The organism is Micromonospora sp. NPDC049107, assembly GCF_040648595.1.
Classification (GTDB): Bacteria; Actinomycetota; Actinomycetes; order Mycobacteriales; family Micromonosporaceae; genus Micromonospora.
In genome coordinates, this window is the sequence record NZ_JBEZEC010000009.1 from 290,838 (window position 1) to 316,583 (window position 25,746).

At 72.9% G+C, this 25,746-nt stretch carries 24 protein-coding genes; 19 read left to right on the plus strand and 5 right to left on the minus strand.

The annotated features are described in order from the left end of the window. Nucleotides 1–16: 16 nt before the first annotated feature. Together AB0B55_RS23390 and AB0B55_RS23395 are read left to right on the plus strand one after the other, a co-directional pair. Nucleotides 17–565: a hypothetical protein gene (locus AB0B55_RS23390; RefSeq protein WP_357173688.1), complete on the plus strand. Its 549-nt coding sequence runs from the start codon at nt 17–19 to the stop codon at nt 563–565. Nucleotides 566–602: 37 nt separating this feature from the next. Next, nucleotides 603–1,232, plus strand: a complete 630-nt coding sequence (locus tag AB0B55_RS23395) for an HAD-IA family hydrolase (protein WP_357173691.1) — start codon at nt 603–605, stop codon at nt 1,230–1,232. Nucleotides 1,233–1,243: 11 nt separating this feature from the next. Here AB0B55_RS23395 and AB0B55_RS23400 read toward each other — a convergent pair whose 3' ends face one another. Then, on the minus strand, nt 1,244–2,179 hold the full coding sequence (locus AB0B55_RS23400; protein ID WP_357173694.1) for a phosphotransferase: 936 nt from the start codon (nt 2,177–2,179) through the stop codon (nt 1,244–1,246). 120 nt (nt 2,180–2,299) lie between these two features. Between AB0B55_RS23400 and AB0B55_RS23405 the strand changes: the two genes are divergently transcribed. After that, nucleotides 2,300–2,779 (plus strand): N-acetyltransferase, encoded by a 480-nt coding sequence (locus tag AB0B55_RS23405; RefSeq protein ID WP_357173697.1) that lies wholly within the window; start codon nt 2,300–2,302, stop codon nt 2,777–2,779. A gap of 63 nt (nt 2,780–2,842) precedes the next feature. Further along, nucleotides 2,843–3,985, plus strand: coding sequence for a polysaccharide pyruvyl transferase family protein (locus AB0B55_RS23410; RefSeq protein WP_357132596.1), 1,143 nt, complete (start codon nt 2,843–2,845; stop codon nt 3,983–3,985). A 7-nt stretch (nt 3,986–3,992) separates the two neighbouring features. Here the strand turns inward: AB0B55_RS23410 and AB0B55_RS23415 are convergent, their stop codons facing one another. Then, entirely contained in the window at nt 3,993–4,199 is a 207-nt protein-coding gene (locus AB0B55_RS23415) for a hypothetical protein (RefSeq protein ID WP_355051431.1), read from the minus strand. A gap of 82 nt (nt 4,200–4,281) precedes the next feature. Between AB0B55_RS23415 and AB0B55_RS23420 the strand changes: the two genes are divergently transcribed. Beyond that, the gene (locus tag AB0B55_RS23420; RefSeq protein ID WP_357132600.1) at nt 4,282–4,803 is read left to right on the plus strand and encodes a DinB family protein; all 522 of its coding nucleotides are present in this window, start codon (nt 4,282–4,284) and stop codon (nt 4,801–4,803) included. Nucleotides 4,804–4,813: 10 nt separating this feature from the next. Here the strand turns inward: AB0B55_RS23420 and AB0B55_RS23425 are convergent, their stop codons facing one another. Further along, nucleotides 4,814–5,689 carry a PfkB family carbohydrate kinase gene (locus tag AB0B55_RS23425; RefSeq protein ID WP_357173700.1) on the minus strand — a complete coding sequence of 292 codons (876 nt, stop codon included), beginning with the start codon at nt 5,687–5,689 and terminating at the stop codon, nt 4,814–4,816. A 155-nt stretch (nt 5,690–5,844) separates the two neighbouring features. On the opposite strand from AB0B55_RS23425, the gene AB0B55_RS23430 reads away from it, so the two are divergent. Together AB0B55_RS23430 and AB0B55_RS23435 are read left to right on the plus strand one after the other, a co-directional pair. Further along, nucleotides 5,845–9,132, plus strand: a complete 3,288-nt coding sequence (locus AB0B55_RS23430; RefSeq protein ID WP_357173703.1) for a DEAD/DEAH box helicase — start codon at nt 5,845–5,847, stop codon at nt 9,130–9,132. Continuing rightward, nucleotides 9,129–10,019, plus strand: coding sequence for an SWIM zinc finger family protein (locus AB0B55_RS23435; RefSeq protein ID WP_357173706.1), 891 nt, complete (start codon nt 9,129–9,131; stop codon nt 10,017–10,019). The genes AB0B55_RS23430 and AB0B55_RS23435 overlap by 4 nt, the downstream gene beginning before the upstream one ends. A 4-nt stretch (nt 10,020–10,023) precedes the next feature. On the opposite strand, the gene AB0B55_RS23440 is transcribed toward AB0B55_RS23435, so the two are convergent. Next, nucleotides 10,024–10,281 carry a DUF3040 domain-containing protein gene (locus AB0B55_RS23440; protein ID WP_234586377.1) on the minus strand — a complete coding sequence of 86 codons (258 nt, stop codon included), beginning with the start codon at nt 10,279–10,281 and terminating at the stop codon, nt 10,024–10,026. Between the two features lie 430 nt (nt 10,282–10,711). Between AB0B55_RS23440 and AB0B55_RS23445 the strand changes: the two genes are divergently transcribed. Genes AB0B55_RS23445 through AB0B55_RS23465 form a run of 5 tightly spaced genes read left to right on the plus strand, consistent with a single transcriptional unit; the run spans nt 10,712 to nt 17,027 of the window. Continuing rightward, nucleotides 10,712–12,835 carry a DUF1800 domain-containing protein gene (locus AB0B55_RS23445; RefSeq protein WP_357173708.1) on the plus strand — a complete coding sequence of 708 codons (2,124 nt, stop codon included), beginning with the start codon at nt 10,712–10,714 and terminating at the stop codon, nt 12,833–12,835. Between the two features lie 8 nt (nt 12,836–12,843). Beyond that, nucleotides 12,844–14,226: a DUF1501 domain-containing protein gene (locus AB0B55_RS23450; RefSeq protein ID WP_357173711.1), complete on the plus strand. Its 1,383-nt coding sequence runs from the start codon at nt 12,844–12,846 to the stop codon at nt 14,224–14,226. Continuing rightward, nucleotides 14,223–15,641, plus strand: coding sequence for a ferredoxin reductase family protein (locus tag AB0B55_RS23455; RefSeq protein WP_357173713.1), 1,419 nt, complete (start codon nt 14,223–14,225; stop codon nt 15,639–15,641). The genes AB0B55_RS23450 and AB0B55_RS23455 overlap by 4 nt, the downstream gene beginning before the upstream one ends. A gap of 11 nt (nt 15,642–15,652) precedes the next feature. Further along, the gene (locus AB0B55_RS23460) at nt 15,653–16,255 is read left to right on the plus strand and encodes an FMN-binding protein (protein WP_357173715.1); all 603 of its coding nucleotides are present in this window, start codon (nt 15,653–15,655) and stop codon (nt 16,253–16,255) included. Between the two features lie 49 nt (nt 16,256–16,304). After that, nucleotides 16,305–17,027 (plus strand): FAD:protein FMN transferase, encoded by a 723-nt coding sequence (locus AB0B55_RS23465; protein ID WP_357173718.1) that lies wholly within the window; start codon nt 16,305–16,307, stop codon nt 17,025–17,027. Nucleotides 17,028–17,450: 423 nt separating this feature from the next. Here AB0B55_RS23465 and AB0B55_RS23470 read toward each other — a convergent pair whose 3' ends face one another. After that, the gene (locus tag AB0B55_RS23470; protein WP_355051440.1) at nt 17,451–18,122 is read right to left on the minus strand and encodes a bifunctional DNA primase/polymerase; all 672 of its coding nucleotides are present in this window, start codon (nt 18,120–18,122) and stop codon (nt 17,451–17,453) included. 245 nt (nt 18,123–18,367) lie between these two features. On the opposite strand from AB0B55_RS23470, the gene AB0B55_RS23475 reads away from it, so the two are divergent. From AB0B55_RS23475 to mctP, 7 genes are all read left to right on the plus strand, one after another. After that, a complete protein-coding gene (locus AB0B55_RS23475) occupies nt 18,368–19,597 on the plus strand; it encodes a helix-turn-helix domain-containing protein (protein WP_357173721.1) in 1,230 nt (409 codons plus the stop codon). Between the two features lie 13 nt (nt 19,598–19,610). Beyond that, nucleotides 19,611–20,186 (plus strand): flavoprotein, encoded by a 576-nt coding sequence (locus AB0B55_RS23480; RefSeq protein ID WP_357132629.1) that lies wholly within the window; start codon nt 19,611–19,613, stop codon nt 20,184–20,186. A gap of 214 nt (nt 20,187–20,400) precedes the next feature. Continuing rightward, nucleotides 20,401–21,273, plus strand: a complete 873-nt coding sequence (locus tag AB0B55_RS23485) for a Nif3-like dinuclear metal center hexameric protein (RefSeq protein ID WP_357173724.1) — start codon at nt 20,401–20,403, stop codon at nt 21,271–21,273. After that, nucleotides 21,263–22,000 (plus strand): C4-type zinc ribbon domain-containing protein, encoded by a 738-nt coding sequence (locus tag AB0B55_RS23490; protein ID WP_357132632.1) that lies wholly within the window; start codon nt 21,263–21,265, stop codon nt 21,998–22,000. Before AB0B55_RS23485 ends, AB0B55_RS23490 begins: the two co-directional genes overlap by 11 nt. A 3-nt stretch (nt 22,001–22,003) precedes the next feature. Beyond that, entirely contained in the window at nt 22,004–23,161 is a 1,158-nt protein-coding gene (locus AB0B55_RS23495; protein ID WP_357132635.1) for a bifunctional RNase H/acid phosphatase, read from the plus strand. A gap of 139 nt (nt 23,162–23,300) precedes the next feature. Then, a complete protein-coding gene (locus tag AB0B55_RS23500; protein ID WP_357132638.1) occupies nt 23,301–23,543 on the plus strand; it encodes a DUF3311 domain-containing protein in 243 nt (80 codons plus the stop codon). A gap of 58 nt (nt 23,544–23,601) precedes the next feature. Continuing rightward, nucleotides 23,602–25,251: a monocarboxylate uptake permease MctP gene (mctP, locus tag AB0B55_RS23505; protein WP_357173727.1), complete on the plus strand. Its 1,650-nt coding sequence runs from the start codon at nt 23,602–23,604 to the stop codon at nt 25,249–25,251. Nucleotides 25,252–25,746: the final 495 nt, after the last annotated feature.

Sequence of the window (25,746 nt, forward strand, 5' to 3'; positions counted from 1 at the left end):
CCGCCAGAATGGGCGCGTGCAGGATACCGTCGCCGTCGCGCTGATCACGTCACTGTCCACGTTGACCGCCGCCGCCCTGACCGGGCTGATCGCCGCCCGCAGCACCCGCCGGCAGCTCGCCCACCAGCTCACCGTCGCCCGCGAGGAGAGCGCCGACCGGGCCGCGCTCCGGCGCGAGGAGCTGCGGCGCGACGCGTACGTCGGGTTCCTCGGCGCCTGCGACGCGGCGTACCGGCGGCTGGACCGGCGGTGGGTCGAGCCGGGCGCGGACGCGGTCACGCCCGGCTACGACGAGACGTACGCGGCGATGCGCGGCGTGGACGAGGCGTACAACCTGGTGTTGCTGCAGGGCCCGGCGGACGTCGCGGCGGCGGGCCGGTCGGTGGTGGCCAGCCTGACGACGGAGTACGCCGAGCAGCGCCGGCTCGCCGACGAGCCGGGCGACGCGGCGGTGTCGCTGCGCGACCGGCACCGGGAGCGGTGGCTCGCGGCCATCGAGGTACGCACGGACCGCCGCGTCGCGTTCGTCGACGTCGCGCGTCCCGCCGTCGACCGCGAGGGGTGACCGCGTCCCGCCTATGCTCGGGCGGGGAGGTGATCAGGTGGATCTGTCCGGCATCGGCGCGGTGCTCTTCGACATGGACGGCACGCTGGTGGACTCCGACGCCGCCGTCGAGCGGGCCTGGGAGCGGTGGGCTTCCGAGTACGCCGTCGAACCGGCGGCGGCCCTCGCGATCGCGCACGGCAGGCCCGCCGACCAGACGATCCGTCGGCTCCTTCCCGCCCTCGACGACACGGCGGTTGCCGTGGCGGCGGCACGGCAGTTGGCGTTGCAGTACGACGACCTGTCCGACGTGACCGCCACCCCGGGCGCCCATGAGCTGCTGTCGACGTTGGCCCGGTCGGGGGTGCCGTGGGCGGTGGTGACCAGCGCCGACGTGCGGCTGGCCGAGGCCCGGCTCGGTGCCGCCGGCATCGCGCCACCGGTGTTGGTGACGGTCCAGGACGTCCGCGAGGGCAAGCCGGCGCCGGAGGGTTACCTCCGCGCCGCCGCGCTGCTCGACGTGCCACCGGCGCGCTGCCTGGTCGTCGAGGACGCCGAGGTCGGGTTGCGGGCCGGGCGCGCGGCCGGCGCGGTGACCGCCGCGCTCAAGGGACTCGACGGCGACGTACGCCTGGACGACCTGGGGCAGTTGGCCCGCCAGTTCGAGGCGGCGACCACCGGGAGCTGACCGATCGGGCGTCAGCCGAGGCGGGCTGCCAGCCAGGGCAGCAGGGCGTCGGCCTGGGCCTGCTGGAACGCCCGTAGGGCGGGGATGCCGGGCGGTGGCGGGCGGCGGGCGCGGTCGGCCAGGAAGCCGGCCAGCCCGGCGTACACGCCGGTGATCGAGGCCGGGTCGACGTCGGCGGTGAGCGGCAGCCGGCGCAGCATCGCCTCGGTGTCGTGCCCGCCGTGCAGCCGGACGTTCACCAGCAGCAGCGCCGTGTCCAGCCAGGCGGGCCCCCGGCAGGCCCACGGCCAGTCGACCACGGTCACCGTGCCGGCGGCGTCGAACAGCAGGTTGTCGGCCCGTACGTCGACGTGGCAGAGCGTGTCCCCGGCGAGCGCGGCGACGCCCTCGTCGGCGGCCGCGCGCAGCTCGTCCAGGTGGGCGCGGGCCCACGGATCGAGTCGTGGCGGCGGGTCGGCGGCGACTCGGTGCCAGCCCGCGAAGTCGTCCGCCAGCAGCTCGGCGGCGGTCGGCACGTGCGCGACGGGGCTCGGGGTGAGCGCGACGGCCATCGCCTCCAGGGCGTCCATGACCCGGGTCAGCTCGTCGGCCCGCCACGGGGTGTGCGGGTGGTCTCCGGCCACGTCGGAGAAGACCAACGCCACCCAGTCGCCGTCGTCGTGGCAACCCAGCAGGCGGGGCGTCGGCGCGGTCGCCGGGAGCGCGCCGGCGATGCGGGCTTCGGCGCGGTGCATGACCGGACTGTCCGGGTTCAACGCCGGGTTGACCGCCTTCACGAACGCCCGCCGGCCGGTCGCGGTACGGACCCGGTCGGCGGTGCCCGGCGAGTAACCACCCGACTGGGAGACCGCCTCGACCACCCGATCGCCGATGATCTCCTCGACCGCGGACCGTACCGTTGCCGGCAGATCACCCCAGCCGATCCGCCTCGCCGCCACCTGTGCCATCCCGCCACGGTGCACCCGCCGGTCGCGACGAACAACTCAATTCCGCCGCCGGAACGAGGCGCGGCCGGAGTGGACATGATGGACTTGTCGCCGCGATTGATCGAGAAGAAGGAGGCCGCGGTGGAGTTGACTCTGACGCCGATGACCGAGCAGGAACTGGCCCGGCTGCGGGAACCCCTGGAGGTCGGGTACGCCGAGGATCTCGTCGCGCACCGCGGCCTGACCCCGCAGGCGGCCCGGGAGCGGTCGGACGAGCAGCTCCGGGAGCTGCTGCCGGCGGGCGCGGCCACCGAGCGGGCGCTGTTGCGGGTGGGGCGGGTCGACGACACCGAGGTCGGCTGGATCTGGGTCAACCTGCCGGCGAGCGCCGAGACCCGACAGGCCTGGATCTACAACATCGAGGTACATCCGGCGCACCGGGGACGGGGACACGCACGACGGATGATCCAGCTCATCGAGGCCGAACTGGCCGAACTGGGCGTACCCGAGCTGGGGTTGAACGTCTTCGGCACGAACACCGTGGCGATCGGCCTCTACCGGAGCCTGGGTTTCGAGGTCACCGCCCAGCAGATGGCGAAGCGGATCGACCCACCGAGCTGAACCGGGACTGTTCACCTGCCCAGCGGGAAACCCGCGCGGACCGCACCTGGGGAGGAGCGACGGATGACGCACGGCGCCGGACTGACCATCGGTGTGCTCGGCTCGTACGGTGGCCGGAACCTCGGCGACGAGGCGATCCTCACCGGCCTGCTCACCGATCTGCGCACGCAGGAGCCGAATGCTCGGATCATCGTCTTTTCCCGCCACCCGGAGCACACCCGGGCCGCGCACCCGGACGTCGAGGCGGTGCCGTGGGAGGGCGTCAGCCGTACCGACTCGGCGTTGGTGCTGGCCCAGCTCGACCTGCTGATCCTGGGCGGCGGCGGGATTCTCTACGACCGGGAGGCCCGCCGCTACCTGCGGGTCGTCCGGGTCGCCCAGGAACGCGGCCTACCGCTGATCACGTACGCGGTGGGGGTCGGACCGCTCAGCGACGCGGTCGACACCGGCATGGTCCGCGAGACGTTGGCCGGCGCCACCCAGGTGACCGTCCGGGACCAGGAGTCCCGGATGGTCCTGGAGGAGGCCGGACTGCTCAACCCGATCACGGTCACCGCCGACCCGGCGTTCCTGTTGCAGCCGGCCGACTTCCCCGCGCACCTGCTCAGCGAGGAGGGGGTGCCGGTCGGCAAGAGGCTGGTCGGGATCAGCGTCCGGGAGCCGGGACGGGCCGCCGAACGCCTCGACGTCGACGGCTACCACCGGCTGCTGGCCCAGATCGGTGACTTCCTGGTGCACCGCATCGACGCGTACGTGCTGTTCGTGCCGATGGAACGCGACGACATCCGGCACTCGCACGGGGTGCTGTCGCACATGGTCGCCGCGGATCGGGGGCGGATCCTGCACGGCACCTACTCGCCGGAGCAGGTGCTCGGGCTGATGCGCCACTTCGACCTGGCCGTCGGCATGCGCCTGCACTTCCTGATCTTCGCGGCGATGGTGGGTACGCCGTTCCTGCCGCTGCCGTACGCCGGAAAGGTCTTCGACCTGGCCCAACGGCTCGGTGTGCCGGCGCTGCGGGGGGTGGAACGGGAGGTGGAGGGACCGCTGTTGGCCGAGGTCGACCGTCTGTGGGACGAACGCGAGCAGCGCGCCGAGGCCACCGCCCGCCGGGTCGCCGAGGTCTGCGAGCAGGCCCGGGGCACCTCCGAGGTCACCCGTGGCGTGCTGGACCAGCTGCGCAGCCAGACCCTCACCCGGGCCTGACCGACGCTCACACCGCTGGGCCGGTCCAGCGGTAGCGCCACTCGCGGGCCTCCTCGCGGGCGGATTCCAACTCGTAGATCTGCGCCTCGGCCAGCCCACCGGACCCGAGGTGGTGGTGGGTGAGCGGCGGGCGGCCGTTGGTGTCCAGCTCGACGGTCACGGTCTGCCCGTCCGCCGCGCCGCCGACGAGAAGAATCTGCACGGATGAGGCCATGCGCCCATCCTGCCCGTCGTGCGGCCACCTCGCAGCGGGATGCGGGGCAGCGCGGAGCCGGCCGCGTGGTTAGTGTCGGCGGATGGCAGAGCAGACCATCGATCCGACGCTCGGCCCGGTGCTCGCCCGCGTCGGCGACGAGCGCGCCGTGCTGGAATCGTTCCTCGACTTCCACCGCGCGATGGTGGTGCGCAAGGTGCGCGGTCTGTCCGACGACGAGGCCGCCCGCCGGCTGGTGCCCTCCGCGACCACGCTCGCCGGGCTGGTCAAGCACCTGACCCTGGTCGAGCGGAACTGGTTCCCGGTGCTGCTGGCCCCCGAGCCCGGCGACGTCTACCTCCGCTCGGAGCAGGACGCGGTAGCGAGCTTCACCCTCGACGAGCGGGACACGGTCGACGGGCTCGTCGAGGCGTACGAGCGGGCCTGTGACCGGTCCCGGACGGTCGTCGCGCGTTTCGACCTCGACCACGTGGTGCCGCACCCACAGCTCGGTGAGGTGTCGGTGCGCTGGATCCTGGTCCACCTCATCGAGGAGACCGCCCGGCACGCCGGCCACGCGGACATCCTTCGCGAACTGACCGACGGGTCGACCGGAGCCCTCTGACCCCGGCCGTTCATCGGGGAGGTAGCCGGCCCGACGGGTATTCCATGCCGTCGTGGGTGCAGGCCGCCGCGGCGACCCGTGCCGCGTACCGGGCCGCCTCCGTCAGCGGCTCGCCCCGCAGCCGCCCGGCGATCAGCCCGGCGGCGAAGGCGTCGCCCGCCCCGTTGCTGTCCACCACCGGCGCGGGCGCTGCGGCGGCGGGCACCGGCACCCGCGTGCCGTCGCCGGGGAACAGCTCGGCGCCGTCCGCGCCCCGGGTCACGACCACGGTCCGGGGCGTCAGCGTCTCGGCGAGCGTCCCGGCCCGGTCGGCGAGCCGTACCCCGCTGACCAGGACCAAGTCGGCGATCTCGGCGAACGGCCGGTGGTACGGGTTGACGCCGTCCCAGTCGTGCAGGTCGGTGGAGAGCGACACACCCGGCGCGAGCGCGGCCCGGACGGCGGGCAGCAACGGCACCGTCCAATCCATGATCGAGAGGTGGACGTGCCGGGCGTCGGCCACCAGCTCGGCCACCTGCGTCAGGGAGAACGGCGGGCCCGCGCCCCGCCACGGGCGCGGGTCGTACAGCGAGGTGCGTGCTCCGCCCGGGTCCACCAGGTTCACCGATCGCCGGGTGCCGCCCCGGTCCTCGGCCAGCGTCGCCGGCACCCCGGCCCGGGTCAGCGCCGCCCGCACCACGTCGCCGGCCGGGTCAGCGCCGAGGGTGTCGACCACCCGCACCCGCAGCCCCAGCGCCCGAGCGGCCAACGCCACCCCGGCTCCGGTGTTGCCGATCCGCAGCTCGATCGGCTCGACGGTGTGCGAGTCGGCGGCCGGCAGCGGAAGCGCGGGCACCCGAACCCGCACGTCCACCCCCAACCCGCCCAGAACCAGGAGATCGACCACGAAGCGACGCTAGCCCTCGGCCCCGCGATCTTGCACTTTCTGTCCCGGCACAAGGGGCATTACCACCCACGTCGGCGACAGAAACCGCAAGATCGGCGCGAGCTTTCCGCGCGGGGCCGCCTATCCTGGGCGCGGGCGGCGACAAGGGGGAGTACGTGCTGGTCATCCACGGGCTGTGGCTGCCCGGCTCCGGGCTCGCCGTGTGGGCCGAGGACACCGCCGCGCCGGTACCCATCGCGCGCTCCGGCCGCCCTCCCCGGGACCGCCCGCACCCGTTCGCCGCCGGGCACGCCGATCTGGTCGCGGCCCTCACCGACGTCGCCGCGCCGGCCCGCCCGGCCACCGCGCTGCTCACCCTGCCCACCCGGGCGGGCACGCCGACCGACTCGCCCGAGCTGATCCGCACCACCGTCGCACCCCCGACCCGCGGCCGGCTCGCCCTCGCCGCGTGGCGGGTGCCCACCCTGGTGTACGCCCCGGACGACGCCCTGCCCCTGCTCCGCGCCCTGGACGACCTCCCCGTGGTGTGCGGGGCGACCCTGCGGCACCTCGGCGAGCTGGCCGACTTCGCCGCCGACCTGGTGGCCCGGGGCCGCGTCCTGCCGACCGTTGACACGCGAATCGACACGACCGCCCTGGCTGATGCCGGCCCGGCTGACGCCGCTGATGCCGGCGCGGCTGATGTCGCCCTGGCTGATGCCGCTGATGCCGGCGCGGCTGATGTCGCCCTGGCTGATGCCGCTGATGCCGGCGCGGCTGATGTCGCCCTGGCTGATGCCGGCCCGGCTGATGCCGCTGATGCCGGCGCGGCCCGCTCGACGGCGGACCGGGTGGTCGCCCGGGCGGTGTGGCGTCCGCTGCTGACCGGCACCGACGCCGGCTGGGCCCGCTCGCTGGCGCTGGCCCTACCGCCGGCCGCCCGCGCCGCCGCCGTCGACACCGAGGGCGGCGACGGCGAGCTGACCGCCACCGAGCTGGTGGCGGACGCGCTCGACGGGCTCACCGACGCCGCCGCCCGGGCCGCTCTCGCGAACACCACCCTGGCCCGGGGAGTACGCCCGGCCGGGCCCGCGCCGGCCTGGCTGGCCGCGCTGGCCGGGCCCCGCCGCGACTTCTCCGTCGACGAGGCGGCGCTGGACGTGCTGCGTACCGAGCTGGACGACTGGCAGCGCGACGCCGCCGGCGGGGCCGTGCGGGCCAGCTTCCGACTGGTCGAGCCGGCCCCCGACGAGGTCACCGAACCGATCCTGGCCACCCGCCCGTCCGGCGACAGCACACCCGTAACCTCGACCGACACCGCGCGGTGGCGGTTGGAGTTCGGGTTGCAGGCCGCCGACGAGCCGGGCCTGCACGTCGACGCCGCCGAGGTCTGGCGGGCGCACCCGGCCGGCCGTACGGGCAGCCCGCAGGAGACCCTGCTGGCCGAGTTGGGCCGGGCCAGCCGGCTCTGGCCCGACCTGGACGCCGCGCTGCGCACGGCCGCCCCCGAGGCGATGGAGTTGGACGTCGAGGGCGCGCACCGGTTCCTCAGCGAAGGCGCGCCGGTGCTGCACGCCGCCGGCTTCGGGGTGCTGCTGCCCTCGTGGTGGCAGCGCCGGTCGGCGCGGCTCGGCGCTCGGCTGCGCGCGCGCAGCCGTACCGCGCCCGGCACGGTCGCCAGCACCGAGGCCGGCGTCGGGTTGGACGCGCTCGTCGACTACCGCTGGGAGATCGCGCTGGGCGACCAGCCGCTGTCGGCGGAGGAGTTGGCGGCGCTGACCGAGCTGAAGACCCCGCTGGTACGGCTGCGCGGCCGGTGGGTGGAGCTGGACCCGGGACGGCTCGCCGCCGGTCTGCGGCTGCTCCGCTCGGCCGGCGAGCTGACCGTCGCCGACCTGCTCCGCCTGGGGCTCACCGACGGCGAGGACACCGGCGCGCTGCCGGTGCTGGAGGTGAGCGCCGATGGCGCGCTGGGCGACCTGCTGGCCGGGGCGGTCGAACACCGGCTCACCCCGCTCGACCCGCCGCCGGGATTCGTCGGGACGCTGCGGCCGTACCAGCAGCGGGGGTTGGCCTGGCTGGCCTTCCTGCGGTCGCTGGGGCTCGGCGGGGTGCTCGCCGACGACATGGGGCTGGGCAAGACCGTGCAGTTGCTCGCGCTGCTCGCCGGAGATCCGCCGGACGCCGGGCCGACGCTGCTGGTCTGTCCGATGTCGCTGGTCGGCAACTGGCAGCGGGAGGCGGCGAAGTTCACCCCGGGGCTGCGGGTGCACGTACACCATGGCGCGGAGCGCGCGCGGGGGGCGGAGTTCACGACGGCCGCGCACGGCGCGGACCTGGTCCTCACCACCTACTCGGTGGCCGCCCGCGACGCCGTCGACCTGGCCGGCATCGACTGGCACCGGGTGGTGGTGGACGAGGCGCAGGCGATCAAGAACGCCTCCACCCGGCAGGCCGAGGCGGTCCGCGCGCTGCCCGCCCGACAGCGGGTGGCGGTGACGGGTACGCCGGTGGAGAACCGGCTCGCCGACCTCTGGTCGATCATGCAGTTCGCCAATCCGGGGCTGCTCGGTCCGGCCGCGACGTTCCGGAAGCGGTTCGCCGAGCCGATCGAGCGCAACGGCGACGCCGAGGCCGCCGAGCGGCTGCGCCGGATCACCGGCCCGTTCGTGCTGCGCCGGCTCAAGACCGACTCGTCGATCATTTCGGACCTGCCGGAGAAGCTGGAGATGGAGGTGGTCTGCAACCTCACCGCGGAGCAGGCGGCCCTCTACCAGGTGGTGGTCGACGACATGCTCGCCCGGATCGAGACCAGCGACGGCATCGAGCGACGCGGGTTGGTGCTGGCCACCATGACCCGACTCAAGCAGGTCTGCAACCATCCGGCCCAGTTGCTGCGCGACGGCTCCCCGCTGGACGGGCGCTCGGGCAAGCTGGCCCGGCTCACCGAGATCCTGGAGGAGGTGCTGGCGGCGGGGGAGCGGGCGCTGCTGTTCACCCAGTACGCCGAGTTCGGCGCGATGTTGCGCGGTCACCTGTCGGCGCGGTTCGGCCGGGAGGTGCTGTTCCTGCACGGTGGGCTCGGCAAGGCCGAGCGGGACGCCCTGGTGCAGCGCTTCCAGTCCGCCGACGGTCCACCGCTGTTCGTGCTGTCCCTCAAGGCCGGCGGCACCGGCCTCACCCTGACCGCCGCCAACCACGTGGTGCACGTGGACCGGTGGTGGAACCCGGCCGTGGAGGACCAGGCGACCGACCGGGCGTTCCGGATCGGGCAGCGGCGACGCGTGCAGGTCCGCAAGTTCGTGTGCGCGGGCACCGTGGAGGAGAAGGTGGCCGCGCTGATCGCCGACAAGCGCAGCCTCGCCGAGCGGGTGGTCGGCACCGGCGAGCAGTGGATCACCGAGCTGTCCACGGGTCAGCTCCGGGACCTGTTCGCCCTTGAGGCCGGGGCGGTGGTGGAGTGACCGACCGATTCGCCGACTACGGCCGCCCCCGCAAGGTCGACGGAGGGCTGAAGGCGCGCAGCGCCCGAGGCGCGATCGGACGGTCCTGGTGGTCCCGGCGCTTCCTGGAGGTGCTGGAGTCGTTCGCGCTCGGCACCCGGCTGACCCGGGGCCGGTCGTACGCGCGGGCCGGTCAGGTGCTCCGGCTCGACGTCACGCCCGGCCGGGTCACCGCCCAGGTGCAGGGCTCCCGGCCCCGCCCGTACGAGGTCTCCATCGCGCTGGCGGCGTTCCCGGAGGCGCTCTGGTCCCGGATCGAGGACGAGTTGGCCGGTCAGGCGTTCTTCAGCGCCCGACTGCTCGCCGGGGACCTGCCCGACGAGTTGGAGGAGTTGTTCGCCACGGCGGGCGCCCCACTCTTTCCCGCCGCCGTCGACGAGCTGACGCAGCGCTGCAACTGCCCCGACTTCGCGGTCCCGTGCAAGCACCTGGCGGCCACGTTCTACCTGCTCGCCGAGGCGTTCGACGCGGACCCGTTCGAGCTGCTGCACTGGCGTGGCCGATCCCGGACGGACCTGCTGGACCGGCTGCGCGCCCGCCGCGCCGAGGCGACCGGCACACCGGCGTCGCCCGCGCCGGCCTCCATCGTGGACCCGAGCCCGTCGGCGGTCGACGTGCTGCCACCGGCCGGCGCGTCCCGCGCGCTCGCCGGGTTGGCCGCCACGCCCGTCGCGGACGCGGTGGACCGTTTCTGGACGGCGCCCGTGCCGCTGCCCGACCGGCCACCCCGGCTGGCGACCGGGCCGGACCTCCTGCTGCGCCAGCTCGGTCCGCCGGCACCGGCCATCGGTGGGCCGGGCCTGCTGGAGCGGCTGCGCCGCGCGTACCGGGCCTTCGGCCCGGGGTGAGTCGTCACGTCCAGCGGCGGCGGAACCGCCACATGATCGCCGCGTTGGCGACCAGCACCACCGCGCAGATCGCGCCGGCCAGCCGGCCGGCGAACACGGCCATCGCCGGGAGCGACGCCCACAGCACGATGGTCAACAACATCAGATAACGGCCCCGACGGGCCCGGACCCGATGGTCGAGCCGGGCGAAGAACGCCGGGTCACTCTCCCGGAGCTGACGGGTGATCTGGTCGAACCTGCGCTGATCCTCTTTGCTGAGCATGGCGCTGCCTTCCCCTCACGCGTTCAGCGGTTCGGCGGCATACCCGCTGCGACGGCGGCTCACGCTCCTGCTCTTCCTACTTTTCCCCAGCGTGAGAGCACTTCACGTCCGGCTTATCCGAACCTTAAGTTTGCCTGTGGTGGTGAACAGCGGTGAACGTGGCGCGTACGGCCGCGTGGTCCGATCCGTACCCGGCTGACGCGCGTCCGCCCTGCTGGGAAGGTTGGAACCCGCCCGCGCCAACCCGTCGGCCTTGAATGCCGTGGTGAGGGCTGTCTTAAGTGCCCTCACGGGCGTGTTCGGCCCACCTTGAAGGCACCTGAGCGCTTGGTTACCTTGCCGTAGCAACCCCCTCAGGCAACAGTCGCCGCACCTGCCGCACCTGCCCGGTCGCAGCTTTCCGGCGCTCATCAGAAATCGGGATTGGTACATGGCCGACCAGAATGTGCCACCACGTCGACCGCGGGACGACCGCGGCTGGGACGGACGCCAGCACCACACCTCGGACACGTACGGCGACTCCACCGCGCCCGCGTCGTACGGATACGACTCGCCCCACCCCTACCAGGGCGGCTACCCGGCGCAGGGCGACCCGCGCGAGCAGTACGTCGACGGGTACGCGTACAACGGGCAGCCCGCCCCCGCCCCGCGTGGGCCGCAGTGGGTCGGCCCCGAGGGCCTCGGTCGGCCCGCCCCGTCCGGCCCGGCCGGCGTCGGACTGCCCACTCTGGACGACGACAGCGAGCCGGGCCGCAAGGTCGGCCGGCGTAAGGCCATGGCCGCGCTCGGTGGCACCGCCGCCGTCGTGGCCGGTGGCGCGGCGCTCGCCATGACCCCGCAGTTCCGCGACCTCTTCGGTGACGAGGCGGCGGCCGACGCGACCGGCAGCACGGTGACCGATGGGACCGCGGCGCGCCCCAGCGGCCAGCAGCCCAGCACGGTGCGTACCTACACCGAGCAGAACGAGAGCTACATGGGCTCGCGCGCCGGTGAGGCGCTGAAGAAGAACGCGCCCGCCGGTGGCCGTACCTTCTCCGGCCCGGCGGCGGCCGCCGCGGCGACCGAGGTGACCGTCAAGACGGTGCTCGCCAAGGACCCGATCCTGCACCTGGCCCGGCGGGCCACCTTCGGGGCGACGCCCGCCGTCGTCGCCGACATCAAGAAGCAGGGCATCGACGCCTGGATCCGGACGCAGCTCGACCCGGACAAGATCGAGCCGAGCAAGGCCGAGCTGAAGCTCGCCGAGCTGCCCACCCAGTCGCTCTCCGTGCAGCAGCTCCGTGACCAGCGGGACAAGCTCAACGACCAGGGCGCCCAGCCGGAGCGGGAGGTGGTCGACGCCACCCTGGCCCGGCAGATCTGGTCGAAGCGTCAGCTCTTCGAGGTGATGGTCGACTTCTGGAACGACTTCCTGCACGTCGCCGCGGACTTCGACGGCGGGGAGGTCTACCGGACCTCGTTCGACAAGGACGTCGTGCGCAAGCACGCGCTGGGCAGCTACCCCGAGATGCTGGTCGCGGCGAACAAGCACCCCGCGCTGCTGATCTACCTGAACCAGAAGGACTCCCGCAAGGACGCCATCAACGAGAACCTCGCCCGGGAGAACCTCGAGCTGTACTCGGTCGGCGTCGACGGCGGCTACAAGGAGGGTGACGTCCGGCAGGCCGCCATGCTCCAGACCGGCCGTGCCGTCGACGACAAGGGCCAGTACGTCCTGCGCGTCAACCAGCACTACATGGGCAAGGTGAAGATCCTCGGCTTCACCCACGCCAACACGTTCAGCATCAAGGACGTCAACAACCCGACGGCCAAGGAGATCGCCGCCGTCGACGCGGCGATCGACAAGTACATCACCTACATCGCGCTGCACCCCTCGACCGCGAAGTACGTGGCGCAGAGCCTGGCGACCCGGTTCGTCTCGGACACCCCGCCGAAGTCCCTCGTGGACCGGTTGGCCAAGACGTACAGCAGCAACAACGGCATGATCAAGCCGGTGCTGATGACGCTGTTCAGCTCGTCGGAGTTCTGGGCGGCCGTGGGTCAGAAGGTCCGCCGGCCGATGGAGTACCTGGTCGCCACGTACCGCACGCTGGGCGTCTCGCCCGAGGCGTCGCCGAAGAACAACAACGGCGACAACAAGCGCACCCCGTTCGCCCGGGGCCTGCGGCAGATCCACGACAAGCTGCGCGAGCTGGGCCAGTATCCGATGGGTCAGCCCACCCCGGACGGCTACCCCGACGTCTACGTGGCGTGGACCTCGGCGGGCACGATGGTCAACGGCTGGAACGAGGCCGGCGAGATCGTGGCCGGTTACCGCACCGTCTTCACGTACACCGCGCCGGAGAAGCTGGTCAAGGCGCCGGCCACCGCCGGGGCGTACGTGGACGCGCTGTCCCTGCGGCTCGTGGGCCAGAAGCTGAGCACCCGGGAGAAGAACCTGATCCTCGGCGTGGCCGGTGTGGCGGCGACCGCCAAGGTCGACGCCACGTTCAACGGGGCCATCACCGCCGTCGCGCGGGCGATCCTCGCTTCCCCCCAGCACCACCTCCGGTGAGGCACCCGATGGAGAAGACTGTGTACAACTCTTTCCCCCTGCACCCCGAATGCCCCGACGTACGACGGCTGGCCGACAACCCGGCCGAGGCGCTGCTGCGCGCCGAGGCCGACCTCGTGGCCGCCGAGAACGCCGCCGAGGCCGACCGCTACCGCCGGCTGGAGGACCTGGAGGAGGCCCAGCAGGACGGGCGCGGCGTCACCCGACGGACGTTCGTCGCCGGCGCGGCGGCGACCGCCACCGCGCTGGCCACCTCCCAGTTCGTCACCACCTCGGCGTCGTTCGCGGCCACCAAGACCGGCACGCTGATCCACGTCTTCCTCTACGGCGGTCTCGACGGGCTGAGCCTCGTCGCGCCGGACGGCGACGCGGTGCTCGCCAAGGCCCGGCCCGACCTGCTGCTCGGCAACGACTCGCTGGCCCTGAGCCGCGGCTTCAAGCTGACCAGCGCGTTCAAGCCGCTGGAGAGCTTCCTCAAGGCCGGCCAGCTCGGCTTCATCCCGGCGGTCTCCGACGAGCGGCTGTCCCGCAGCCACTTCCAGGCCGCCGACGCCTGCAACCTGGGTGGCCTGCCCAACGAGACCGGCGGCCGGGGCTGGCTCGACGGCCTCGTCGACAACCTCGGCAAGGGCACCGCGTTCCGCAGCGTCGGCATCGGCAGCACGCTGCCCCGCTCGCTGGTCGGCAACAACGGCGCGCTCTCGCTCAACAGCGTCGGCTCGCTGCGCCTCAACGGCGACGACAAGTTCCGGGCCGCCACCGAGAAGGCCATCAAGGGGCTCTTCACCGGGATCAACCACCCGGTGGAGGAGGCCGTGCAGGAGGGCATGGGCGCGCTCGCCACCGCCCAGAAGCTCGCCGCCAAGCCGTACCAGCCCGCCGCGGGCGTCAAGTACGAGGGCGTCGGCAACGCGTTCCAGCAGCTCGCTCAGCTCATCAAGGGCGGCGCCAACGTCCGGGTCGCCACCGTCGGCATGGGCGGCTACGACACCCACGAGAACCAGGGCACCCAGAGCGGTGGTCAGCTGCACCGCCGACTGAACGAGCTGGCCAGCGCGATGGCGGCGTTCTTCACCGACCTCGGCCCGCAGGCCGCCGACGTGACGGTCATGGTGTCCAGCGAGTTCGGCCGCCGGGTCGGCTCGAACACCGGCGGCACCGACCACGGCCACGGCGGCGTGGTCACCGTGCTGTCCGGCAAGAAGCTGGCCGGTTCGCTGCTCGGCACCTGGAACGGGCTCAGCAAGTTGGACTCCGGCGACGTGCCGGAATACAACAACATGTTCAACGTTTACGGCTCCCTGGCGCAGGGCCGCTTCGGGCTCACCAACGCCGAGGTGCAGAAGGTGTTCCCGCGCATGAAGTACGCCCCCATGAAGCTGTACGCGTGACCTACCCGGGCACCCACGCCGCCGGCCGCCGCACCGGGACCTCGTCCCGGCACGGCGGCCGGTCGGCTGCTCCCGTACCCCCGCAGGTCCCGGACCGGCGCGGACCCGGCGGCCGACGGCTGCTGGCCGCGCTGCTGCTGGTCGGGCTGCTGGCCAGCGTGCTGCCGTGGTGGCTGGGCACCCCCGCCGGGTCGCTGCGCAGCAGCGCCGCGACCCTCACCTCGGCGGGCCGGATCACCGGCCTGATCGCCGGTTACCTGCTGCTCGTGCAGGTGCTGATGATGAGTCGCCTGCCGGCGCTGGAACGGTGGATCGGCGGCGAGCAGATCGGCCGCTGGCACCGCGACATCGGCGCGACGCTGCTGGTCACCGTGCTGGCGCACCTGTCGTTGATCCTCGTCGGGTACGCCGACCTGCGGAACCACTCGGTGTTCGCCGAGGTGGGCACGCTGCTCGGCAGCTACGAGGACATGCTCTCGGCCTTCGTCGCCACCGGCATCATGATGGTGGTCGGGTTCAGCAGCGTCCGGGCCATCCGGCGCGCGCTGCCCTACGAGCTGTGGCACCTGCTGCACCGGTCCAGCTACCTGGTGCTGCTGCTGGGCTACGGGCACCAGTTCAGCCACGGCGCGCAGCTCTACAAGCCGGGCCCGGTACGCACCGGCTGGATCGCGCTCTACCTGCTGGTGGTCGCCGCGCTGCTCTGGGGACGGGTGATCGCGCCGCTGGCGTTCAACCTGCGCTACAAGCTGCGCGTCGCCGACGTGGTCGCCGAGAGCCCCGACACGATCTCCATCTACCTCACGGGCGAGCGGCTGGGCCGGCTCGCGATGCTCGGCGGGCAGTACTTCCGCTGGCGTTTCCTCGCCCCCGGCTGCTGGTGGCAGTCGCACCCGTTCTCCGTCTCCGCCGCCGGGAACGGCCGCTGGCTGCGGCTCACCGTCAAGGTCGTCGGCCGGCACACCGCCGACCTGCGCGACCTCGAACCGGGCACCCGGGTGTGGGCGCAGGGCCCGTCGGGCACCTTCACCGCCGCGCACCGGGTGCGCGAACGGGCGCTGCTGATCGCCGGTGGCAGCGGAATCACGCCCATCCGGGCCATGCTCGAGGAGCTGCCGCCGGGCGCGGCCCTGATCTACCGGGCCCGCACCCCCGCCGACGTGCTGCTCAGCCGCGAGCTGGACTGGCTGGCCCAGGAACGCGACACGTCGATCTGGTACGTCATCGGCTCCCGCGACGACCCCGGCCCCCGCCAGCTCATGAGCCCCGACGGGCTGCGCCAACTGGTGCCCGACGTGGCCCGACGGGACGTCTACCTGTGCGGACCGTCCGGGCTCGTCGAGCAGTCGGTGCGCGCGCTGCGCCGCGCCGGCGTGCCCCGCCGGCAGATCCACCTGGCCACCTTCGAACTGTAGGAAGGCATCGCATGCGTCGCGCGTTGCTCGCGATCACCGGTCTGGCCGCCAGCACCACCGCCCTGGTGGTGCTCAAGGGCTCGCCGGGCACCACCCAGGTCGCCCAGAACCTGCCGACCGCGCAACCGGTCAACCCCAGCGGACCGGGGATCGACCCGAGCGTCGCCCCGGCCGCCGACCCGTCGGGCGCGGCGCCGAAGCCGTCGGAGACCGCCGACGCGTCGGTGTCGCCCAAGCCCGGCAAGACGACCGCCAAGCCGTCCGGCACGAAGACCACCGCGAAGGCGCCGACCGCGCCGAAGACCACCACCAAGGCGCCGCAGTCGACCACCCGCCGGATCACCGGCCCTCCGGTGGACACGGCCAGTGACTACGGGACCGTGACGGTGCAGATCGTGGTCTCCGGCAACAAGATCATTGACGCGACCACGCTGGAACTGCCGAGCGGCGGCGAGTCCGACATCCACAGCGGCGACGTCCGCAGCAAGTACAACGGCACGGGCGGCGAGGTGGTGCAGAAGCAGAGCGCCAACCTGAACACCGTCTCCGGCGCCACCGCGACCAGCAACGCGTACAAGTCGTCGCTGCGGGCCGCGATCGAGCAGGCGTTCTGACGTGCCGGCCGCGATGACCCGGCCTGGGTTGTGCCGGGTCGAGCACATCATGGGTACGACGATCACCCTGGACCTCGCCGACGACCTGCCTCCGGCGCGACTGCGGGAGCTGGCCGACGACGTCTTCACCTGGATGCACGAGGTCGACGCCCGGTTCAGCACGTACCAGTCGGACAGCGAGGTGTGCCGGTTCGACCGGGGCGAGGTGCTGCTCTCCGAGGCGTCGGCGGACCTACGCTTCGTGCTGGAGGCCTGCGCCGACCTGTGGGGCGTCACCGACGGGTTCTTCGACGCGTACGCCACCGGCGGGCTCGACCCGTCCGGGTACGTGAAGGGCTGGGCAGCGCAGGTCGCCTCCGACCGGCTCCTCGCCGCCGGCGCGGCGAACCACTGCGTCAACGCCGGCGGCGACGTCCGTGTACGCGGCTTCTCGCCCACCGGCGAGCCGTGGCGCATCGGCATCCGGCACCCGTGGGACGAGATGGCGACCTGCCTGGTGCTCGCCGGCACCGACCTGGCGGTGGCCACCTCCGGCGTCTACGAGCGGGGCCGGCACGTGCGGGACCCTCGCCGGGGCGCGCCGGCCACCGGACTGCGCTCGGTGACCGTGGTCGGCAGCGACCTGGGTGTCGCGGACGCCTACGCCACCGCCGCCCTGGCCATGGGCGCGGCCGGGATCGGCTGGCTGGACCGGCTGACCGACCACACCTACGCGGTGGTCACCGACGACGCCCGCCAGTTCCACTCCGCCGCCCTCCCGCAAACGGCCTGACCGGACCCCGCCCCGCACCGCTCTCCGCGATCTTGCGCCCTGCCCCCGCGATCTTGCAGTTTCGGTTGCCGATCCGCCCCTTGTGATGGGGAATGCCGCGACACAAAGTGCAAGATCGACGAGGTTGGGTGGGGCGGGGGTGGGGGGGTGACGGGTCTAGCGGAGGGGGCGGTGGGTGGTGGCGGGGCGGGTGCCGGTGGGGCGGGGGCGGCCGGGGCGCGAGCTGGTTGGGCGGGTGCCGGCCCAGCGGTGCCCTCGTTGGCCGCGCCGGGGCGGCTCGGTGCCGCCGGGATACGGCGACCGGTCGTGTGTGGACATCGTTCCCCCGTTCGTGGCGCGCGTTCGCGCGGTCACCTGCTCAACGAGGACCGGTGGCCCGGCGACGCTGTCGGTCACCGGATCGGATCGTCGGCCGGCCCCGGCTCACCTTCCCCGGCGGGGCAGCGGCAGGTGCCCGGGGAGCAGGTCGTGGGTGAGCGTCACCCCGCTGGCGCGCAGCGCCTCGATCAGGGTGTTCTGCACCAGGTACGAGTCGGGGAGCTGCCAGCGGGCCTGCTCCGGCGCGACCGCCCAGCGGACGGTCCCCTCCGGCAGCCGGGTCGGCGGCGCGGGGATCCACGAGCCCGGCCCGTGCCGGACCACGTGGAAGCAGTGCTCCAACTCGGGCCGCAGCGGGTCACCGGGACGCACCAGGAACATCCACCGGCCGGTGGGGGTCACCAGCACGGGCCCGCGTACGCCGGTGCCGGCGGGGTGGGTCTGCACGGCGTCGAGCACGTGCCGGCCGAGGTGCGCCGGCACCTCCAGCACGTCGAAGGTCCGCCCGGTGGGCAGCAGCACACCGTGTGGGCGGGTCCGCCACCAGGTGGCCACCCGGGCCGGGTCGGTGGTGGCCGCCAGCTCCCAGTTCTCCAGCGCCGGGTGGCAACCCACGGTGGGACAGCCGGCCCGACCGCACACGAACCTGCTGCGGGCGAGGCAGGCGCCGGGCGTCACCTCCCACCCGTGTACGGCGTACCGGATGGCGACCCGGCGCAGCCGGACGCGTTCCAGCGGCGACAGTTCGGCGACGCGTGGTCCGACGTTCCCCCACATGTGTGCCATCTCCCCTCGGTCGGGCCCGGCGGACGCCAGGTCGCAGTTCGAGCGCCGTCACTGCCGTAACCCACGATCGTTGAGGTTGACGAACGGCTCATGCAACTTGCACGAAAAGTACGAGGACTGGCTGTCCGGCTGACGTACAGGCTGTGCGACCAGCGAAAACTGCAAGACGAACGACTGATCGCCGCACCCGCGGACAGCGCCCCGCCCTTCGGCGGTGGCAGGGGAGGGATGGGGAGATGGACGAGCTACCCATTGGCCGGCGAGTGGCCTACTGGCGGGGGCGACGCAAGATGTCGCAGCAGGTCTTCGCGGACCGCCTGGGCAAGTCGAAGAGCTGGGTCGACAAGGTCGAGCGGGGCGTCCGCCGGCTGGACAAGTTCTCGGTCCTCTACGAGATCGCCGACATCCTGCAGATGGACGTGCAGCTTCTGCTGGGCCGCGACCCGGAGCGGCGTACGGACGCCGTGAACTGCATCGACCAGATCGAGGTGCAGGAGATCCGGGCCGCCCTGGAGCGGTACGACTCGATGAGCGCGTACTTCGACGCCGTGCCGTACCCGCCGCCGCTGGACGACATGCGCAAGGCCGTCAACCACGCCTGGCTCACCTACCAGTACGGCCGCTACGGGATGCTCACCCGCGCGCTGCCCAAGCTGCTGCGGGACGCGCAGGCCGCCGACGCCGCCTACAGCGGGGCGCAGGCGCCGGAGGCGGCGCACCTGCTCGGGCAGGTCTACCAGATCGCCTCCTCGGTGCTGCGCAAGCTCGGCGAGTTCGAGCTGGCCTGGCTGGCCGCCGACCGGTCGATGGCGGTCGCCCAGCGCGCCGACGACCCGCTGCTGGCCGGCATCGCCACCACCCGCGTCTGCAACGCCCTGGTCGCCATGGGTCGGGCCCGGCCGGCGCTGGAGCTGAATGTCCAGATCGCCAACCGGTTGGCCCCGGGCGGCAGCAACGAGGTGTCGCCGGCCCGGCTGTCCGTCTACGGGATGCTGCTGTTGCAGGGTGCGATGGCCGCGTCCCGGATCGGCGACTCGGCCAGCGTCGACGACCTGATCAACTGTGCGCAGGAGGCCGCCACCCTGCTCGGCGGCGACCACAACCACTACTGGACGTCGTTCGGCCCGACAAACGTCGAGCTGCACCGGGCCGCCGCCGCCGTCGAGCTGGGCGACGGGGGCCGCGCCGTGGAGGTCCACCAACTGCGCATCGCCGAGCCCGACTTCAACGCGCTGCTGCCCGAACGCCGGGCCCACCACCTGCTCGACATCGCCCGCGGGTACGCCCAGATCGGCGACGTGGCCAACGCCGGCGAGATGCTGCTGCTCGGCGACCGGCTCGCGCCGTCGGAGATCCGCTGCCGGCCGATCGCCCACGAGGTGATGTCCGACGTCCTTCGTCGCACACGGGGTGCGCCGCCTTCTCCGGTAGCGGAGTTGGCTGAGCAGATGGGAGTAGGGGTATGAGCGCGGAGCCGGTGTGACGACCGGCCAACCACACACCAGCGAGCACCGTGCGGTGCTCTACGTCATCGCCTGCGGTTCGCCGTTGGCCCGTCACGTCGGCCGCCTGGTCGAGTTGGCCCAGGCCGACGGCTGGGACGTCTGCGTGGTCACCACGCCGGACGGCGCGAAGTTCGTCGACCAGGCGGCACTTCACCGACAGACCGGCCACCCGGTACGGACGCACTACAAGAACCCCGGCGACCCGGACGTGCTGCCGCCCGCCGACGCCATGGTCGTCTGCCCGGCGACCGTGAACACGGTCAACAAGTGGGCGGCCGGCATCGCCGACACCCTCGCGCTCGGCCTCCTCGTCGAGGCACAGGGCAAGGGCATCCCGATCGTCGCCGTGCCGTACACCAACGTCGCGATGGCCGCCCACCCGGCGTTCCGGGCCGGCGTGGCCCGGCTGGCGGACTGGGGGATCACCGTGCTCTTCGGTGACCACGTGGTGGCCCTGCACCCACCCGGTACGGGGGAGCAGCACATGCACGCCTTCCCCTGGGCGATGCCGCTCGCCGCGCTGCGGACCGTCGCGTACCGCGCCGCCTGAGCCCGCCCGGCGCGTTGGCGGCGGGTCGACGGCGCTGTCGCACCGCCAGCCGGCGCGGTGTCGCCCAACCGGCGGTGCGCGCCGCGCGGTCAGACCTGCGGCTCGCGCGGCGTCGCCAGCTCGCGGCCGGCGAGGGGCGGCCGGACCGTCGGCCGGCGCGGCCGGGGCCGGGTGTCACCGCCTGCGGGCCTCCGCGCCGGTAAGCTGGCCCGCCGTGAGCACAAGCCGATCCGCCGCCACGGTGAGCGACGTGGTGGCCGAGATGGAGCGCCGCTATCCGCCCGTCTGGGCGCAAGAGTGGGATCGTGTCGGCCTGGTGCTCGGTGAGCCGACCGCCCCGGTCCGCCGGGTGCTGTGCGTGGTCGACGTGGTGCCCGAGACGGTCGCCGAGGCGCTCGCCGTCGAGGCCGACATGATCGTCGCGCACCATCCGCTGCTGCTGCGCGGGGTGTCGTCGGTCGCGCCGACCACCGTCAAGGGGCGGATCGTCCACGACCTGATCCGGGCCGGCGTGGCGCTCTACGCGGCGCACACCAACGCCGACGTGGCCTCCCCGGGCGTCTCCGACGCGCTCGCCGCCCGGTTCGGCCTGACCGGGCTGCGCCCGCTGCAACGGCCCGCGCCCGGCTCTCCCGCCCACGGTGACGACCGTGGATTCGGCCGGATCGGCGACCTGCCCCACCCGATGACCCTCGCCGAGCTGACCCGGCACGCCGCCGCCGTGCTTCCCGTCACGTCCTGGGGAGTTCGCGCCGCAGGCGATCCCCGGCGTATGGTTCGTACCCTCGCCGTCAGCGGCGGGTCGGGAGACAGCTTCCTCGGCGCCGCGACCGCCGCCGGGGTGGACGCGTTTCTCACCTCCGACCTGCGGCACCACCCGGCCAGCGAGCACGTCGCCGCCGATGGTCCCGCCCTGATCGAGGCCGCCCACTGGGCGACCGAACGACCGTGGCTGGACGACCTGGCCGCCTTCCTGCGGGAGGCGCCGGGCGTCGAGACGCTGGTGTCCGACCTGGACACCGACCCGTGGACCGTGCACGCCGCCGCACCCGTTGTGGACGACAAGGAGCCCGACCGTGAAGGCTGACCCCCAGGTCCAGCGCCGCCTGCTCGACCTTCAGGCGCTCGACACCAACCTCGCCCAGCTCGCGCACCGCCGCCGGTCGCTGCCGGAGCGGGCCGAACTGGAGGCACTGGCCCGGGAACTGTCGTCGCTGGAGGACGAGCGGGTACGCGCCCAGGTGGCGGTCGACGACCTGGACCGGGACATCGCCCGCTTGGAGAAGGACGTCGAGCAGGTCCGCGCCCGCAAGGAGAAGGACCAGAACCGGCTCGCCGCCGGCACCGGTCCGGCCCGGGAACTGGAGGCGCTCCAGCACGAGCTGGCCTCACTGAACCGGCGTCAGGGTGACCTGGAGGACGCCGAGCTGGAGTTGATGGAGCAGCGGGAGACCGCCCAGGGCGTCCTCGACGGTGTGGAGCAGCGGCTGGCTGACGCCCGGGAGAAGCGGGCCGCCACCGAGCAGCGCCGGGACGACGCGCTGGCCGAGATCGCCAAGGACGAGGAGTTCAAGCGGGGCGCCCGGCAGCCGCTCGCGGCCGACCTCCCCGCCGAGCTGGTCACCCTCTACGACAAGATCCGCGAGGACACCGGGCTGGGCGCGGCGCTGCTCACCGCCGGCCGCTGCGGCGGCTGCCGACTGGACCTCTCCGGCGCCGACCTGGCCCGCATCCGCAAGGCCGCCCCGGACGACGTGGTCCGCTGCGAGGACTGCCGGCGGATCATGGTCCGTACCAACGAGTCGGGCCTGTAGGTCGTGGCGCCGCGCGTGGTCGTCGTCGAGGCCGACGGCGGGTCCCGGGGCAACCCCGGGCCGGCCGGCTACGGCGCGGTGGTGCGCGACCCGGAGACCGGCGAGGTGCTCGCCGAGCGCGCCGAGTCGTTGGGTACGGCGACCAACAACGTCGCCGAGTACCAGGGCCTGATCGCCGGTCTGCGGGCCGCCGCCGAGCTGGCCGCCACCGAGGTGGACGTCCGGATGGACTCCAAGCTGGTGGTCGAGCAGATGTGCGGCCGGTGGCAGATCAAGCACCCCGGCCTGCGTCCGCTCGCCGCGCAGGCGGCCGCGCTGGTGGGCCGCTTCGGCGCGGTCCGCTTCACCTGGATCCCCCGCGAGGAGAACCGGCACGCCGACGCGCTCGCCAACGCCGCGATGGACGCCGCCGCCGGCCGACCCACCCCAACGGCGTCCCCGAGCGCACCGGCCTCGGCCAGCGCACCGGCCGGAGGCACGTCGACGGGCAGCGACCCGGCGACCGCGCCGGCCTCCTGGGAGCCCCGTCCGAGCTTCACCGCCACCCGGCTGATCCTCGTGCGGCACGGCGAGACCGCGTACACCGAGCAGGGCCGCTACTCCGGCCGCGGCGACGTGCCGCTCTCGGAGCGCGGCCGGGCCCAGGCCGCCGCCACCGGCACGCGCGTGGCCGCGCTGGCCCCGTCCGTCGCGGCCGTGCTCAGCTCACCCCTTTCCCGGTGTACGGCCACCGCGGCGGCGATCGCCGACGCGATCGGCGACGTGCCGGTCCGCACCGAGGCCGACCTGATCGAGTGCGACTTCGGGCAGTGGGAGGGGCGTACCTTCGCCGAGGTACGCCAGCAGTGGCCGGGGGAGATGGACGCCTGGCTCGCGTCGGCGCGGATCGCCCCGCCGGGCGGCGAGTCGTTCACCCAGGTGGCCGAACGGGTGCGTCGGGTCGTCGAGGCGCTGCCGAAGGCGTACCCCGGAGAGACCGTGGTGGTCGTCTCGCACGTCTCGCCGATCAAGCTGGCGCTGCGCGACGCCCTCGCCGCCACCGACGGCTTCCTGCACCGGCTCTTCCTGGACGCGGCCGGCATCTCGGTGCTCGACCTGTGGCCCGACGGCGGCATCGCCGTCCGCACGGTCAACGACACCGCGCACCTGCCCGCCGCCTGAGCAGCGCGCCCCCCGCCGTTCGGCGCAGCCGATGCGCCGTTCGGCGCAGAGCCGTCCGCGCCCTGATCGTGACGGCGGTCACAGAGTCGTAGCCTCCGGCCGTTACATCGAGTGCCTCGACTCCCCGGAGGTGTGTCAGATGGCTGCACCCGAACCGGAGGCGCCTACCACGGCGTCATCCAGGGCGAAGGACCACAGCCCCTGGAACTGGTTGCTCCTGATCCCCATCGTGGTGCCGCTGGTCCCGGCGTTCTTCAACAGTGACGCGCCCCGGATCTTCGGATTCCCGCGCTACTACTGGCTGCAACTGGCCTGGATCCTGCTCGGCGTCGCCACCACGACGCTCGTCTACCAGATGACGAAGAAGCGGGGTGTGCGGTGAGCGCGAGGAGTGAGCCGGTTTTGCGAGCCCCGCAGTCGCGAACGAAGGGGGTTTGCTGATGTGGCGCGACCATCTCACCGAGATCATCGTTTTCTCGTTGCTGTTCCTGCTGGTCAGCGCGATGGGCTTCGTGGCCGCCCGCTGGCGCGCGCCAAAGGACATGGCGCACCTCGACGAGTGGGGCCTGGGCGGGCGCAGCTTCGGCGGCTGGATCACCTGGTTCCTGGTCGGCGGTGACCTCTACACGGCGTACACCTTCGTGGCGGTGCCGGCCCTGATGTTCGGGGCCGGGGCGGCCGGGTTCTTCGCCGTGCCGTACACGATCGTCATCTACCCGCTGGTCTTCCTGGTGCTGATCCGGCTCTGGTCCGTCTCGCACCGGCACGGCTTCGTCACCCCGGCCGACTTCGTCCGCCGGCGGTTCGACTCGCCCGTGCTGGCGCTGCTCATCGCGATCACCGGGATCGTCGCCACCATGCCGTACATCGCGCTGCAACTGGTGGGCATCGAGGCCGTGCTCAAGACGATGGGCGTGACGGGTGACAGCACCCTGGCCCGGCACCTGCCGATCATCATCGCGTTCGCCATCCTCGCCGCGTACACCTACCAGTCGGGGCTGCGCGCGCCCGCGCTGATCGCGTTCGTCAAGGACAGCCTGATCTACATCGTGATCCTGGTGGCGGTCATCTACCTGCCGTACAAGCTCGGCGGTTGGGGCGACATCTTCGACGCGGCGGACGCGAAGTTCCAGGCGTCACCGAACCCGAACGACGGCATCCTGCTCAACGGCAACAACCAGTTGCAGTACGTCACGTTGGCGCTCGGTTCGGCGCTGGCCCTGTTCCTCTACCCGCACAGCATCACCGGCGTCCTGGCCAGCCGGAACCGTGACGTGATCAAGCGCAACATGTCGGCGCTGCCCGCGTACAGCCTGCTGCTCGGGTTGATCGCGCTGCTCGGCTACATGGCCATCGCGGCCGGCGTGAAGCCGCTGCCGGGGGCTTCGGCCGGCAGCGTGGACAACAACACGATCGTGCCGCTGCTGTTCGACCAGCAGTTCCCGGACTGGTTCGCCGGCGTCGCGTACGCGGCCATCGGCATCGGCGCGCTGGTGCCGGCGGCCATCATGTCGATCGCGGCGGCGAACCTGTTCACCCGCAACATCTACAAGGAGTACCTGAAGAAGGACGCCTCCCCGGCTCAGGAAGCGAACGTCTCGAAGATCACCTCACTGGTGGTCAAGGTCGGCGCGGTCGCCTGCATCGTCTTCCTCGACCCGCAGTTCTCGATCGATCTCCAGCTCATCGGCGGCGTCATCATTCTCCAGACGCTGCCGGCGGTGGCCCTGGGCCTCTACACCCGCTGGTTCCACCGGACCGCCCTGATCGCCGGCTGGGTCGCCGGCATGGGCCTCGGCATGTGGATGCTGTACCAGGTCGCCAGCCCGACGAAGAAGCACTTCGGTGGCTCGGCGTTCCCGCTGGAGAAGTTCGGCTTCGACACACCCAAGACGATCTACGTGGGCATCGTGGCGGTGCTGGTCAACCTTGCCGTCGCGGCGCTGGTGACGCTGATCCTGCGGGCTCTGAAGACGCCCGAGGGAGTCGACGGCACCGAACCGGACGACTACTTCGCCGACGAGGGCGACCCGCGCGTCACCCCCGACGCCGACCGCGACGCCGACGCCGCCCGCGAACCGGTCGCCTGACCGCGTTCCCTGTTCCCGTTCCCCGGGCGCCCGCCGCGAGGCCGGCGCCCGGGGCCGTTCAGCAGTCCCGCCCGCCGCCCGTCGCCCCTCGCCTGCCGCCCCTCGCCCGTCGCCCCTCGCCTGCCGCCCCTTGCCCGTCGCCCCTCGCCTGCCGCCCCTTGCCCGCCGCCCGCCGCCCGTCGCCCCTTGCCCGCCGCCCGTCGCCCCTTGCCCGTCGCCCCTTGCCCATCGCCCCTCGCCGGTCGCGGGTCGCACTTGCCCGTCGCCTGTTGTGTGCGCCGGTCGCGCGTTACCACCATCAAGATCGTGCTCGATCCTTGTTGTAGTGGTGTCGGGTGGCGGGGATGCCACTACATCCAGGATGTTGCGCGATCTTGGCGGCGAATGGGTGCGGCGCAGCGCCCGCGGCCGGGCGGTGGCGGTGAAAGGGGCCGCGCCCCGACCTCCCGCGTCGATCATGGAGTTCTGGTGCCCGGATGATGACTAACTGCGCCG

Coding starts and splice junctions, on each gene's coding strand:
- AB0B55_RS23470 (WP_355051440.1), bottom strand. CDS start 18,122: ATGTGGGGGAACGTCGGACCACGCGTCGCCGAACTGTCGCCGCTGGAA.
- AB0B55_RS23415 (WP_355051431.1), bottom strand. CDS start 4,199: ATGGCCTCATCCGTGCAGATTCTTCTCGTCGGCGGCGCGGCGGACGGG.
- mctP (WP_357173727.1), top strand. CDS start 23,602: ATGTGGCGCGACCATCTCACCGAGATCATCGTTTTCTCGTTGCTGTTC.
- AB0B55_RS23410 (WP_357132596.1), top strand. CDS start 2,843: ATGACGCACGGCGCCGGACTGACCATCGGTGTGCTCGGCTCGTACGGT.
- AB0B55_RS23420 (WP_357132600.1), top strand. CDS start 4,282: ATGGCAGAGCAGACCATCGATCCGACGCTCGGCCCGGTGCTCGCCCGC.
- AB0B55_RS23445 (WP_357173708.1), top strand. CDS start 10,712: ATGGCCGACCAGAATGTGCCACCACGTCGACCGCGGGACGACCGCGGC.
- AB0B55_RS23465 (WP_357173718.1), top strand. CDS start 16,305: ATGGGTACGACGATCACCCTGGACCTCGCCGACGACCTGCCTCCGGCG.
- AB0B55_RS23440 (WP_234586377.1), bottom strand. CDS start 10,281: ATGCTCAGCAAAGAGGATCAGCGCAGGTTCGACCAGATCACCCGTCAG.
- AB0B55_RS23500 (WP_357132638.1), top strand. CDS start 23,301: ATGGCTGCACCCGAACCGGAGGCGCCTACCACGGCGTCATCCAGGGCG.
- AB0B55_RS23400 (WP_357173694.1), bottom strand. CDS start 2,179: ATGGCACAGGTGGCGGCGAGGCGGATCGGCTGGGGTGATCTGCCGGCA.
- AB0B55_RS23450 (WP_357173711.1), top strand. CDS start 12,844: ATGGAGAAGACTGTGTACAACTCTTTCCCCCTGCACCCCGAATGCCCC.
- AB0B55_RS23475 (WP_357173721.1), top strand. CDS start 18,368: ATGGACGAGCTACCCATTGGCCGGCGAGTGGCCTACTGGCGGGGGCGA.
- AB0B55_RS23460 (WP_357173715.1), top strand. CDS start 15,653: ATGCGTCGCGCGTTGCTCGCGATCACCGGTCTGGCCGCCAGCACCACC.